The organism is Lysinibacillus xylanilyticus, from assembly GCF_001708185.1.
GTDB classification, from domain to species: Bacteria; Bacillota; Bacilli; order Bacillales_A; family Planococcaceae; genus Lysinibacillus; species Lysinibacillus xylanilyticus_A.
In genome coordinates this window covers 108,540-122,581 of record NZ_MDDN01000002.1, presented here as the reverse complement: position 1 = coordinate 122,581, position 14,042 = coordinate 108,540, and the positions used below count along the sequence as shown (strand labels likewise).

Below are 14,042 nucleotides of genomic sequence, written 5' to 3'. Positions count from 1 at the left end.
TAGTGGTCTAACATGACCCCCTTCGCTGGAGCCGACGAAGTTAGCTGACGGGTAGAATGGCGAAAGAGTTTCTCATTCCTTCTGCTCATGCAGAATTAACCCCAAAATACTGGTTCCTCCGTTCTCAAACATTATTGAGATTAGGCTGTTATGCAATTGAATGTGATTATTCTACGCCTATATTCTATTTTTTGTAAACCATAAATTTTTTTGAAATACATAATTATCCCTCATTAACGGGCACGAGAACGCCAAGGGCAAACAAGGTGGGGTCTATCTGCCCTAATAATCAGCGGGGATAAAGATACCTCCGAAGATGAAAAGATTCAATTTATTGTGGTCAAAAAATCAACCTGAAATTCCTCAAGAAATAAAATTAAAAATTCACCATATTAATTCTTACACTTTCTATTGACCATTTTTAGACAATACGTTATAATTCTTTAGTACACAGCAGAAGGTTATTTGCCTATTTGTGTACTGACGTGTGTTCGGAGGGAGGGAAAGAGAGATGTCAAAAACTGTCGTTCGCAAAAACGAATCGCTTGAAGATGCTCTTCGCCGCTTCAAACGTACTGTATCAAAAAGTGGTACAATTCAAGAAGTTAGAAAGCGCGAGTTCTACGAAAAACCTAGCGTTAAACGTAAAAAGAAATCAGAAGCTGCACGTAAACGTAAGTGGTAATTTAATTTCCCATTAAAAATCCCTACGTTCATAACACGCAATTGTATGATTCACTGAGCAGACAAAAATATACCTGAAATTAATCATTTTTTGGTTAATTTCGGGTATTTTACTTTGTGCTCAAATTTACGTACATATCGAAGAAGCCGAATGTGATCATTGCGATCCATTCGGCTTTTTATGTTACCGTTGATACATTGGTAACTATATCGACTAATAAAGTCCCACAGATGTAATAATCACTGTATAATAAAATTATTAGGATTTGTGAAACTTTTTACATGGTCAGTCGTATATACAGTAGAGAAGCATGTTAGAAGGGAGGGAAAAAGATGCGAAGACGGAGGTTCCTCAGCTATTTATTAGTTATTTGGATGACTTTTTTGTTAGCGTTTCCATTAACGTCGGCTTTTGCAAGTAGCAAGGTCTACCACATACCTATTCATAATGAAGTAGAACGAGGGCTTCACGCATTTTTAGAACGAGCTTTTAAAGAGGCGGAAGAAAACGGTGCAACAGCAATAATTCTAGACATTCATACGCCTGGAGGTTTCGTGAATGCAGCGGGTGAAATTGCTATGCTTATGGATGCAACGGACATACGTACGATTGCGTATATTAACAAAGACGCTCATTCTGCAGGTGCCTTTTTAGCCTTACATGCGGATGAAATCTATATGGTGCCAAATGGAACAATCGGTGCGGCTGCAGTAATCGACTCAGCAGGGAATATGGCAGATTTAAAGGCTCATAGTGCGTGGCTTGCTCAAATGGAGGCAGCTGCGGAATCGTCAAATCGCAATCCAAAATATGCACGAGCAATGGCTGATGCATCCATTAATTTACCACAATATCGGGCAGAAAAAGGGAGATTATTAACTTTATCTGCTTCAGAGGCAAAAGAAGTTGGTTATTCTGAAGAAACCGTTTCGAATTTCCAAGACCTTTTAGAAAAAACGCAATTAAAAGGTAGTGATGTCGTACAGATTGAACCTACTTTTTCAGAAAAAATTGCTCGTTTTATTACGAATCCAATAATAATACCAATACTGTTGTCGATTGCTAGCTTAGGGCTTGTCATGGAGCTGTTTTCGCCAGGTTTTGGTGTTCCGGGTGTAATGGGATTGTCAGCTCTTGGATTATTTTTCTTCGGTCATATGGTAGCAGGCTTGGCTGGGTATGAAACATTACTTTTATTTATTGTAGGTTTAGCTCTTGTCATTGCGGAGTTTTTTGTCCCCGGAGGTATTGTTGGTGTTTTAGGTGGTGTACTTATATTACTAAGTCTAATACTGGCAGGTGCAAACATGATGCAAATGATTTTAGCGATTTTCATTGCTCTTGTTGTAGCGATAATAGGAATGGTGATTCTGATGAAATTTTTCGGTAAAAAATTGCATGTTTTAAACAAGCTAGTCTTGTTGGATGCGACAACAACGGAAGAAGGCTATGTGTCTAACGTTAATCGCACAGAGTTGCTCGGAAAAGTGGGTAAAACAATTACACCACTCCGTCCGGCAGGTACAATGCTATTTGGTAGTGAACGTATTGACGTAGTATCAGAAGGTGGCTACGTTGATGCAGAGGAACATGTAGAAATTATTAAAGTAGAAGGCTCGCGTATTGTTGTGAGACCAACAGAAAAAGAGATGGAGGAATAGCAAATGGGTTTTGATTTAGCTTTAATAGGTCCAATTGCAGGGCTAGTCGTATTGTTTATTGTGCTCGCGGTATTCTTTACCTTTGTGCCAGTGGCGCTGTGGATTTCTGCACTTGCAGCAGGTGTCCGTGTTAGTATTTTCACGTTAATCGGGATGCGTTTACGTCGTGTAATCCCATCACGAATCGTGAACCCGTTAATTAAAGCACATAAAGCGGGATTACCTGTTACGATTAATCAACTTGAAAGTCACTATTTAGCAGGTGGTAATGTTGACCGAGTAGTCAATGCGTTAATCGCAGCTCATCGTGCAAATATCGAGTTAACATTTGAACGTTGTGCGGCAATTGATTTAGCAGGTCGTGATGTATTAGAAGCTGTACAAATGTCTGTTAACCCGAAAGTTATTGAAACACCATTTATTGCAGGTGTTGCTATGAACGGGATTGAAGTAAAAGCGAAGGCACGTATTACAGTGCGCGCAAACATTGAACGTTTAGTCGGTGGTGCTGGTGAAGAAACAGTTATTGCCCGTGTAGGTGAGGGGATCGTTTCTACAATCGGTAGTGCCTCTAGTCATACGACAGTTCTTGAAAATCCTGATATGATTTCTCAAACTGTATTATCAAAAGGTCTAGATTCTGGGACAGCATTTGAAATCTTATCGATCGATATTGCAGACGTTGATATCGGCAAAAACATCGGTGCAGAATTACAAATTGAACAAGCGCAGGCAGATAAAAACATTGCCCAAGCGAAAGCAGAGGAACGTCGTGCAATGGCCGTAGCGAACGAGCAAGAAATGATTGCGCGTGTACAAGAGATGAAAGCAAAAGTAGTAGAAGCAGAAGCTGAGGTACCACAGGCAATGGCAGAGGCTCTACGTTCAGGTAATCTTGGTATTATGGATTACATGAACTACCGTAATATTCAAGCGGATACAGCTATGCGAGACTCCATTTCTAAAGTAAGCTCAGATAAGCCAGAAACCAATGAATCTAACGCATAGAAACGGAAAGGAGCGGTACTAATAAATGGAACAATTAATTATAATTGCGATAATTGCCATAGTCAGCTCTATTTTCGGGAAATCCAAAAATAAGAAAGAACAAAAAACAATGCCACCTTTTAATAAGGATTCATATGTTGAGCCTCCAGTTGAGGAGGTTCAACAACAACGTCCTACTGCTAAAGCGCAAAGCTTTGAGGATTTTACACGTGAATTTTTAGGAGATTGGAACAATGAGCAGCCTAAAGTGGAAAAGTCAAAGAAAAATGTCGAAGAAGCAGTGAAAGAGGAAATGCCAAGTTATATAGCACCACCGTTAATCCCAACTGAGACAATTAGTCGTACCACGAAAAGAGAAAGTATTGGTCGTTTGGCAGCTGGGAAAAAAGAGGTGAAAGTAGCTGGATCACAGTCGGCTTTTCAATTACCAAATTCAAAAAAATCATTCATGCAGGCTGTTGTAATGGCAGAAGTTTTAGGTCCACCGAAAGCAAAAAGAAAATAATCAGCATGTCCTCCTTTTTCGATGCATATATTGCCGAAGAAGGAGGCATTTTTTATGAGAAAACTATTTCAATTAACGCCACTACTTGAATTATTCCAATATGAAACATTAAAAATCATTGGCCCATACCGTTTCCTACATGCTGATGCTTCGTCATGCTCTTTTATCTATGCAGACTATCATATTACTGTGCGTGGAAAATCAGTAGAAATTAATGCTCTTAAAGAAGAAATGCTTCATCTTTCTGTAGAGGATTTGCAGGAGCTTCATATGAAAATGACAAAGGATATGGGTGTGAGCGATAATGTGGAATAATCGACCAATTATCATACGTATAAAGCGCCACGAAAATGTTCATCCTTTTATTCAAGCATTGCACGCACAACATGTACCATTAAAGCGTGTTGTCTTTCGTGAGCAAGAGGTTGCTTTTGAAACAACTATGCACTATCTATCCAAAATTCGTCGTGAACGAAGTCATTATCGACTTAAAATGGCTGTCTATTATGCTGATGAGCTTCATGTTTTTCGGGCACAGCTTTGGACCTTACTTGGCCTAGCGATGATGATATTAATTCCATTACTATGTGCACAGGTTATTTGGCGTGTAGACATAGAAGCGGCATCACCAGAGTTAGAGCAACGTCTAGGCAAGACCTTTCAAAATACATTTCAATTAGAAACGCCCATGACTAAAAAAGTATTACCTTCAGACGCTGTCATTCGTCAGAAGCTTTTAGAAGAGCATCGAGATCTTTCGTGGGTGCATATTGAAAAGTATGGCGGACGTGTAATTTTACGGCCTCAGGAGTCCCCGAAACAAACTAAACAAACGAATGAAAAACTTGCTACGCATTTAGTAGCAACAAAAAGTGGTGTAATTACTCACTTTAATATTCAGAATGGTGAACGTAAAATTTCAGTGAATGATACAGCGTACGAAGGTGATACGCTCGTAAGTGGAGTAATTGAAAGTGGTGAAGACGATGTTTTTGTTGGGGCAAAGGGAGAGGTTTACGCTGATTATTGGCTTGAATGTTCGTTTAAAATTCCAACAAAGCTCACGATGGAAACGCTACAACAGAAGCGGTGGCGTGTACTAGTGAAAGGCATTCATAAAGAAAAAGTTGACTATGTGCAAAAGAAAGATCTACCTAATTGGCTCGATCCATATATTTCGATTGTTGAGGAACAGTACACTAAAAAAATGCAAGTTGAGCTTGATGAATCCAAAATAGATTCATTGCTCATACCATTACTACATGAAAAGGTGCTGCGTTCATTACCTACGAAAACGGTTATAAAAAAAGAAAACCTTTTACAGGTAAAGTGGGGGAATGGTACAGTTGAAGGGAAAGTTCTATTTTTAGTCAATGAAAACATTGCCAGTCCAATACAAGGCCTACAAGGAGAATGATTATGTCAGAACATTTAACTGTATTACAAGTGGATAATCCAAACGAGGCAGTCATGCTACTCGGAATTTCCGATGCCAATATGAAGTTAATCGAAGAGGCTCTACATGTCCACATTATTACGCGTGGTGAACAAATTCAGCTTGCTGGTGAAGAAGATGCGAAGGAACAAGCGACATTCCTTTTACATGCTCTTTTAAAGGTCATTCGCAAAGGAATTAATATTGATCAACGTGATGTTGCAACAGCTATTGAAATGACACAAAAAGGAACAATCGAATATTTTGCAGAACTATATGATGAAGAAATAGCACGCACGACGAAAGGAAAGCCTATCCGTGCAAAAACAATCGGTCAACGAGAATACATACAAGCAATCCGTCATAAAGACGTTGTTTTTGGTATCGGTCCAGCTGGTACTGGGAAAACGTATTTAGCGGTAGTCATGGCAACACAGGCGCTAAAAAATGGGCACGTTAAGCGTATTATTTTAACACGCCCTGCAGTAGAGGCAGGGGAATCTTTAGGCTTTCTTCCAGGTGATTTGAAGGAAAAGGTAGATCCGTATTTACGCCCTCTTTATGACGCTCTAAACGATATTTACGGGACAGAACAAACTCAACGACTTATTGAACGAGGCACAATCGAAATTGCACCTTTAGCGTATATGCGTGGTCGTACGCTAGACGATGCTTTTGTCATTTTAGATGAAGCCCAAAATACGACACATCAACAAATGAAGATGTTTCTAACGCGACTAGGCTTTGGCTCAAAAATGGTCATTACGGGCGATAAAACACAAATCGACCTACCTAAAAATACAGAATCGGGATTAATTGTGGCAGAGCGAACACTAAAATATGTAAAGTCTATAGATTTCCAAATTTTAGAGCAAGGTGATGTAGTACGTCATCCAATCGTAGCCAAAATCATCAAAGCCTACGAAGAACAGCAACTTTAATATGACCGCTAAAGCGGTCATATTAAAGTCTGCACCGAAAGCGAAGCGACAGGTGCAACGAATTAAAGTCTGCATCGAAAGTGGAGTGAAACTGAACGGTAGGTGCAACGAATTAAAGTCTGTACCGAAAGTGAGGACAGGTGTAACGAATTTAAAGTTTCACTAGATGCAAATAGTTCATACTAAAAAACTATTGAAGTGTAACCTCAAAATTCGTTATCAATATCGATTTACATGCAATTAGTTGGAAAAAGGCTTATCACCAAAAATTGTGGATGACATAAAACGGAAATCAACCACACTTATGGTGAAGGATCTTTAAAATGGAAAAAAATGTGACAGCTATACAATTTGTATAGCTGTTTTTTTACTTTCTTATACATTTTTCGGGAAAAATGTTTTTTGAATTGGTATGATAGTAGGTAGATAGAGGAGGTGCCAGATGGAGAAACAATTACAAAAATTCATAAAACTTATTGGTTTCCGCTACTTTTTAATTGTCGTTCTCATCTTAACAGGAGCCCTACAATTTGTTTTTATGTATGGCAATGTTAAAGGTGTTACATATAATTTTAAACCTTTACAACTAGCGCCTGAAACAGTTCGATCTACTAAAACGATTGAAGATACTTATAAAACCCAACAGGAGCGAGAAAAAGCAGCAAACGCTGTAGAACCAGTTTATGAATTTTCCGAGGATGTCGCCAAGCAGCGAGCTGCGATTGTAACTTCTTTATTTGACTATGTTCTTGAAGTAAAGGAGGATGTTGCGAGCAAAAAAGAACCAGTTCCAATTGGCGATCAAGTGGCGCAACTCCGAAAAAAATTTGAATCCATAGATTCAGATCAAATGCCCATTATTTTTACTGATTCACAGCTAGAAGGTTTGTTAGTACAAAGTGAAGAAGATTTAAAAAGAACAAGTACGCAACTATCAAAACTCGTGCAGGAATATTTACAAAAATCCATTCGTTCAGAAAATTTGTTTGCGGCTCAAAATGATTTTGAAACAAAAATTCGCGGACAACGAGGCTATCCAGATAAAATATTTAATACGGTAGTTTTAATTGGACGTACAAGTATTATCGAAAACGAAACGATTAACGATGAACAAACGAAAATTCGAAAAGAGCAGGCAAAGGAATCGGTTGAACCCACTCGAATTCTTCAAGGTCAAATCATCGTACAGGAAGGTCAAATTATTGATAATGAGGCGTTTCGTCAATTAGAGCTTCTAGGTATGGTGAGTAATAAAGTATCGATGAAGCCGATTGCAGGTCTTATCATTTTAATACTTTTACAAATGGTGTTCATATTTATTTTATTTGAACGTTCGGTTGAGGATGAAAACAAGAAACGTAAGGCTTTATTGGTGACAGTAATTGTTTATAGTTTATCCATCCTGCTAATGAAATTTATTAGCCTGGTCGCAGGGGGCTTCGATGTTACTGTTGCATTCCTTTTCCCAACAGCGTTGACAACGATGCTTGTACGGCTATTAGTGAATGATCGTGCTGCCGTTCTTATTACAGTAATGACAGCGGCATCTGCTGGTGTTATTTTTCAAGAGGGTTATTCATCTGTCATGCAGATGGAAATTACACTGTATATAATTTTTGGAGGCTTTGCGAGCTTATTCTTTTTAAGTAGTATGGAAAAGCGATCGCATATTCTACATGCAGTTGGGGTCATAGGGCTAGTAAATATGTCGTTTATCGCATTTTATTTACTGATGACACAGTCTTCCTATGGTTTGCCAGAGTGGCTGTTTTACTTTATCGCTGCATTGGTATCGGCCCTTCTATCAGGGGCTCTTACAATGGGTCTCTTACCATTCTTTGAATCAGCATTTAGTTTGTTGTCATCGTTGCGTTTAATTGAACTTTCTAACCCAAACCATCCATTGCTGAAAAAATTACTAATGGAGTCTCCAGGAACATATCATCATAGTGTAATGGTGGCGAACTTAGCAGAGGCAGCATGTGAGGAAATTGGAGCAGATGGATTACTGGCACGTGTAGGATGCTATTATCATGATATTGGCAAAACGAAACGTCCTGCCTTTTTCATCGAGAATCAGATGTCTGGTATAAATCCGCATGATTCATTGTCCCCGGAAACAAGTGCGGAAATTATAATCGCACATACAACTGATGGGGCTGAAATGCTAAATCGTTATAAGATGCCACAGGAAATTATTGATATTGCCTTGCAACATCATGGGACTAGTCTGTTGAAATACTTCTACTTTAAAGCGAAGGAAGAAGGAAAATGTATTGATGAAACAAAGTACAGATATCCAGGACCAAAACCACAAACAAAGGAAGCGGCAGTTATTAGTGTTGCTGACAGTGTGGAGGCAGCGGTTCGGTCGATGAAAGAACCGAATGCAGAGAAAATTCAAAAGTTGGTACGCTCAATTATTGATGATCGAGTACAAGACAATCAGTTTGATGAATGCGATATTTCAATAAAAGAGTTAAAATGTATAGAGCGAGTACTTTGTGGAACGTTGAATGGAATTTTCCACTCACGTATTGAATACCCAAAGGCAGATAAGTAGGAGGATCTATGATTTTAACAATTGATTTTACAGATGAAACAAATGAAGTAGCTGCAGAGCATATGGAGCTTGTTGAAAAGCTTTTACAGCATGCTGCGAAGGTAGAGAATATTGAGCCGGAAACAGAAGTGTCAGTGACGTTTGTGACAAATGAAGCGATTCAAGAAATAAACCGAGAATATCGTGATAAGGACCAACCTACAGATGTTATCTCGTTTGCCTTGGAGGAATTAGGCGAGGGAGAAATGGAAGTAACATTCGAAGGGATGCCCCGCATTTTAGGCGATATTATTATTTCAACGGATCGCACGAAAGAACAAGCGGATGAATATGGCCATACTTTTGAACGAGAATTAGGTTTTTTAGCGGTTCATGGTTTTTTACATCTTCTTGGTTACGATCATATGGTACCAGAAGATGAAAAGGTTATGTTCGGTAAGCAGGATGAAATTTTACAATCTTTTGGCTTAGGGCGAGATTAAATGAATGTTCGCAAATATATCCGATCTTTTGGTTATGCCTTTGAAGGTATCGTTACAGCCTGTAAAGAGCAAAACTTTAAGTCTCACTTGCTAAGTGCAGGAATTGTTTTAATTGCTGGCTATTTTACAGGTTTATCACGTGTGGAATGGTATATAGTGCTAATATTAATAGCACTAATGTTTGCACTTGAAATAGTTAATACTGCTATTGAACGAGTAGTGGATCTAGTTTCACCAAAAATGCACCCACTCGCTAAGCAGGCTAAAGATCTTGCAGCGGGTGCAGTGCTTGTATTTGCGATATTCAGTGCTATAATCGGATTACTCATCTTTATACCGAAATGGTTTTAACATTACTAAAACTATTATTAATCGGTCATGAAGTAGTAGCAATTGTGCTGGAGAATTTATGATGTATTAGACTCATCACCAAAAGTTTGGTATGACATTTGTTAAAATGTATACCATTTATATAAGTTGATTGGAGTGGAGGCTAGGTGACTTCTTAGGGATTAGCGATAGAGGAGCGAAGGCTAAGAGCATCCTGTCCTATGATAGCGCGTTCGTGAACAACATCCTTTTGGCCCAAGCGGCTCATCGAACGCCCCAAGGAAACGCACAGCTGGAATGGAAATCAACCCACATTATGGTGATGAGCTATTTATTATTTAGAGGTGAACATTAATGACAATTGATATGCATGCATTACTAGAAGAATCAAAAAAAGCGCGTGAAAAGGCTTATGTACCTTATTCAAAATTTAAAGTTGGTGCGGCGCTTTTAACGAAAGATGGAGAAGTTATTCATGGCTGTAACGTTGAAAATGCTGGCTATAGTATGACCAATTGTGCTGAGCGTACAGCATTTTTCAAAGCTGTGTCCGAGGGCATTTATGACTTTGAGGCGATCGCTATTGTAGCTGATACAGAAGGACCTTGTGCGCCATGCGGAGCTTGTCGTCAAGTGATGATGGAATTTTGTGCGCCATCTATGCCTGTATATTTAACAAATTTAAAAGGTGATGTCACGGTAACGTCTGTAGGCGAATTACTACCGTTTGCATTTACAACGGAGGATTTAGAGAATGCTGGAAACTAACAATGGCTACAAGTCAGGCTTTATCTCCATAATCGGTCGACCGAATGTAGGGAAATCAACATTTTTAAACCGTGTCATTGGTCAGAAAATCGCGATTATGAGTGATAAACCACAAACAACACGAAATAAAGTACAAGGTGTACTTACAACAAATGATAGCCAAATGATTTTTATTGATACACCTGGAATCCACAAGCCGAAACATAAGCTAGGGGATTTTATGCTCAAGGTTTCCAAAAATACATTGCGTGAAGTGGATATTATTATGTTCATGGTAAATGCAGAGCAGAAGCTTGGAAAGGGTGACGAATTCATCCTTGAAATGTTGGCGGGTAATCCAACCCCTGTATTCCTTGTCATCAATAAAATCGACCAAATTCATCCTGACGAATTAATCGGAATAATTGAAAGCTACAAAGAGCGTTATGATTTTGCTGAAATAGTGCCTATTTCAGCTTTACAAGGGAATAACGTTGAAAATCTATTGGAGACAGTAACGAAATACTTACCGGAAGGTCCGCAATACTATCCAGCAGACCAAGTTACGGATCATCCAGAGCGATTTATTATTTCAGAGTTGATTCGTGAAAAAGTGTTACATTTAACGCGTGAAGAAATCCCTCATTCCATCGCAGTTGTCATTGATAAAATTCGCCGAGATGAAGAAAATGAAGGTAAAATTCGTGTAGCAGCGACAATTATGGTGGAAAGAGATTCTCAAAAAGGGATTGTGATTGGTAAACGTGGGGCGCTATTAAAAGAAGTGGGGACACGTGCACGAAAAGATATTGAGATGCTTCTTGGGTCAAAAGTGTACTTAGAGCTTTGGGTAAAAGTGCAGAAGGATTGGCGAAATAAATCAACACATTTACGCGACTTCGGTTTCCGTGAAGATGAATATTAATAAATCCTGTTGTGAAATTGTGAAATAATTCTACAGCATTACTATGTATGTCTAAAATTTGAATGGAGCTGTCCAAAAGTCTTTTGGAGAGCTCTATTTTCATGCGAAGCTTGTAGAAAGGAGGAGGACTAGTGCTTTATAAATGGGAAGGGATTGTTCTAAAGGTACGAGCCTATGGAGAATCAAATAAAATTGTCACCTTACTAACAAGAGAAGCTGGAAAGGTTGCTACGATGGCTCGAGGTGCCAAGAAGCCTTCTAGTAGATTAGCATCTGTGACACAGCCATTCACGTATGGCATGTTTATGGTGCAGCATCATACGGGTATGGGGACAATGCAACAAGGTGAGCATCTTAATTCAATGCGCCATATTCGTGAGGATATAATGGCAACGGCATATGCAAGTTATATAATGGAACTTGTCGAGCGTGTAGTAGAAGAAGGAAAAGCTGAGCCATTTGCATTCGATGTGCTCCTACAAGCATTACAGGCAATTGAGGAAGGCTATGATCCAGAGGCTATTACGTTATTCGTAGAATGGAAAATGCTACCCTATACAGGTGTGCAGCCTATTTTACATACGTGTGCTGCTTGTGGTTCAGTTGATGGTGAATTTGCATTCTCCTTTGCGCAGGGAGGCTTTTTATGTCATCGCTGCTATCATCATGATCCTTATATCATTCGATTAACACCGACCCAGCTTAAGCTTATTCGAATGTTTTATACTGTACCGATTGACCAGATTGGGAAATTAGAATTAAAAAAAGAAACTAAATATTTTATCAAAAAAATAATTTCAACAATTTATGAGGAGCAAACAGGAATTCGTTTTAAGACTAAAAAATTTATTGAGCAGCTTGAGCGAACGCCTGAATTAAAGCTAAGAACAAATGCTGATCAAGAAAAAACGCCAGAAGACCAATAATATTGATCTTCTGGCATTTTACTTTAAATTTCTTCTTGATCATCCATGAATTCGTAATTAGTAGCCCATTTATTAGCGATTTTTAGAAATTCAATATATAAATAAGCAGTTTCACCATTTTTACCTGTAATATGCAAAATAGAAGTGCCTTCTGCTAGTGGTGTAACATTTACTTTGTTTTCCTTTATTGAAGCTTTCACAGCTGCTGGCTCATAATTTAACTGTTCTAAAGCAACACTTGTTGGCTCGAACGATAGATCATCACTAGAAAACGCTAACTCATCTGTAATCTGATACATGTCAATACTGCGCACGAAATCATACGTATCGACATCTGCAGCCATCATTTGTTGTTGTGTACCATTGGAGAATGTCAGCATATATTGCCCGTTTTTATAGATAGCAAGTGTAGCTGTATTATTAGTTGATGTAAAACTATATAATTCAGGAGATAAGGCTTGACCATCTGCTGTTTGAATACTCACTTCTGTAGGGATAAATTTCAAATCAGTTTCCAATAAGTTGAGCGGTAAGTTTTCTACGTGATCCGCCTCATTTACTTCTTGAAGAGTTGTTTGCAGCTTTCCATCTACATTTTTCACATGAACTACATAAAAGATATCCTTAAATTCTTCAGTTTCTTCGTTAAAGCCCGTAAGCACTAATTTGCCTGTGCCCTCTTTTAGCGGCTTAAGGGTGATCGATTCCGTCATATCTTCTTCTTCGTCCCATGTGAAAATATCTTCAGCTGGGTTAATACCGCCATATGAAGCAAAGATATAGTCCTGATTGAATTGACTAGCGTAAACAGTAACATTGCCTTGAACATTTTCCGCGCGTACAACGAAAGACGCTAATTGCGAGCGTTTTACATTGCTTTGAGGCCCAAAGGTAGTAGGGGTTGTACCTTTTGTTATGCTGTTGGCAAATAGTGTTTTTATATATGGTTCGTATTCACTGCCCGCCTTGACATCGTTGAAAGGAATGTCAATATCGTTTGTAATCGTTAAATTAAAGCCTTTCACAATCATTTTTGACATTTGTCCACGAGTAATATTTTTTGTTGGGTTGAAATAGCCATTTGAGCCACTAATAATGCCAGCGTTTGCTAATGCTGCGATAGCACCATAATTCTCATCGCCAGGTTTTACATCCTTAAAATTGGGGTTTTTTACATGAACCGTATCGAGCTTTAAAATACCAGCTAAAATTTTTGCTGCTTGTGTACGAGTAATTGGGTTCGCGGGTTTAAATGTGCCATCTGGGTAGCCTGAAATAATGCCTCGTTCGGCTAAGTTAATAATTGCTTTGCCTTCCTCTGTTGACGCATTTATATCGGGGAATACCGATGCGGCATGTGCCGAGGGTGTAATGACAATAGCACTTGTTGCTAATGCCGAGGCCATTGCGATTTGATAAAAACGATTAGTCTTCAAATTATTTCCTCCAAAGTAATTCAAAAAAATTTTATAGTGTTGCCTTTTGCTAGAATCCTCCCACAATTTCAACCTTCAGGATGAAGACTCTTCACCAAAATATGTACTTGCCTGCACTTTTTATTGCTGGAGGGCGCTCTCTGTGGGTGTGGTCTAAGCATCCTTGTCATGCATAATTCACGCCTGTAGTGTCTCAAAAACATGAGTACTCGTCTCCCTCTGCTTCATATGTACAAGCTTTTAGTATTGATCCCGGGAGATTGAATCTTAATAGATTGGGATTGTAGTGAATTGTTGTTATTTAAAGAGTAACTATAATACTTTATTTATATCAAAATGATGAAGGGGATAATAGAGGGAATTATATCCTGAAAAACTATTGAATACATGTATAAATT

At 38.7% G+C, this 14,042-nt stretch carries 14 protein-coding genes and 1 riboswitch; of the genes, 13 read left to right on the top strand and 1 reads right to left on the bottom strand.

Features of this window, described 5'->3' with window-relative positions; translation table 11 throughout:
* Nucleotides 1–14: 14 nt before the first annotated feature.
* A riboswitch (cyclic di-AMP (ydaO/yuaA leader) is annotated at nucleotides 15–157 on the bottom strand.
* 354 nt (nucleotides 158–511) lie between these two features.
* The 13 genes from rpsU to recO all read left to right on the top strand — a co-directional run bounded on the left by rpsU (nucleotide 512) and on the right by recO (nucleotide 12,208).
* A complete protein-coding gene (rpsU, locus tag BFJ97_RS05300; protein ID WP_004227078.1) occupies nucleotides 512–685 on the top strand; it encodes a 30S ribosomal protein S21 in 174 nt (57 codons plus the stop codon).
* A gap of 332 nt (nucleotides 686–1,017) precedes the next feature.
* Nucleotides 1,018–2,346, top strand: a complete 1,329-nt coding sequence (locus BFJ97_RS05295; protein ID WP_068983616.1) for an NfeD family protein — start codon at nucleotides 1,018–1,020, stop codon at nucleotides 2,344–2,346.
* Between the two features lie 3 nt (nucleotides 2,347–2,349).
* Entirely contained in the window at nucleotides 2,350–3,354 is a 1,005-nt protein-coding gene (floA, locus tag BFJ97_RS05290; protein ID WP_068983615.1) for a flotillin-like protein FloA, read from the top strand.
* Nucleotides 3,355–3,379: 25 nt separating this feature from the next.
* Nucleotides 3,380–3,859: a hypothetical protein gene (locus tag BFJ97_RS05285; RefSeq protein WP_068983614.1), complete on the top strand. Its 480-nt coding sequence runs from the start codon at nucleotides 3,380–3,382 to the stop codon at nucleotides 3,857–3,859.
* 54 nt (nucleotides 3,860–3,913) lie between these two features.
* A complete protein-coding gene (locus tag BFJ97_RS05280) occupies nucleotides 3,914–4,174 on the top strand; it encodes a hypothetical protein (protein WP_068983613.1) in 261 nt (86 codons plus the stop codon).
* Entirely contained in the window at nucleotides 4,164–5,276 is a 1,113-nt protein-coding gene (locus BFJ97_RS05275) for a sporulation protein YqfD (RefSeq protein WP_068983612.1), read from the top strand. Before BFJ97_RS05280 ends, BFJ97_RS05275 begins: the two co-directional genes overlap by 11 nt.
* 2 nt (nucleotides 5,277–5,278) lie before the next feature.
* Nucleotides 5,279–6,235, top strand: a complete 957-nt coding sequence (locus BFJ97_RS05270) for a PhoH family protein (protein ID WP_068983611.1) — start codon at nucleotides 5,279–5,281, stop codon at nucleotides 6,233–6,235.
* A 442-nt stretch (nucleotides 6,236–6,677) separates the two neighbouring features.
* Complete coding sequence (locus tag BFJ97_RS05265) at nucleotides 6,678–8,798, top strand: HD family phosphohydrolase (RefSeq protein WP_068983610.1); 2,121 nt, start codon at nucleotides 6,678–6,680, stop codon at nucleotides 8,796–8,798.
* A gap of 8 nt (nucleotides 8,799–8,806) precedes the next feature.
* On the top strand, nucleotides 8,807–9,280 hold the full coding sequence (gene ybeY / locus BFJ97_RS05260; RefSeq protein WP_068983609.1) for an rRNA maturation RNase YbeY: 474 nt from the start codon (nucleotides 8,807–8,809) through the stop codon (nucleotides 9,278–9,280).
* Complete coding sequence (locus BFJ97_RS05255) at nucleotides 9,281–9,631, top strand: diacylglycerol kinase family protein (protein WP_068983608.1); 351 nt, start codon at nucleotides 9,281–9,283, stop codon at nucleotides 9,629–9,631.
* 333 nt (nucleotides 9,632–9,964) lie between these two features.
* Nucleotides 9,965–10,378, top strand: a complete 414-nt coding sequence (locus BFJ97_RS05250) for a cytidine deaminase (protein WP_083226917.1) — start codon at nucleotides 9,965–9,967, stop codon at nucleotides 10,376–10,378.
* The gene (era, locus tag BFJ97_RS05245) at nucleotides 10,365–11,282 is read left to right on the top strand and encodes a GTPase Era (RefSeq protein WP_068983607.1); all 918 of its coding nucleotides are present in this window, start codon (nucleotides 10,365–10,367) and stop codon (nucleotides 11,280–11,282) included. The genes BFJ97_RS05250 and era overlap by 14 nt, the downstream gene beginning before the upstream one ends.
* Before the next feature lie 131 nt (nucleotides 11,283–11,413).
* Nucleotides 11,414–12,208, top strand: coding sequence for a DNA repair protein RecO (gene recO / locus BFJ97_RS05240; RefSeq protein ID WP_068983606.1), 795 nt, complete (start codon nucleotides 11,414–11,416; stop codon nucleotides 12,206–12,208).
* A gap of 23 nt (nucleotides 12,209–12,231) precedes the next feature.
* Here recO and BFJ97_RS05235 read toward each other — a convergent pair whose 3' ends face one another.
* Entirely contained in the window at nucleotides 12,232–13,644 is a 1,413-nt protein-coding gene (locus BFJ97_RS05235; protein ID WP_068983605.1) for an S-layer homology domain-containing protein, read from the bottom strand.
* Nucleotides 13,645–14,042 lie beyond the last annotated feature (398 nt).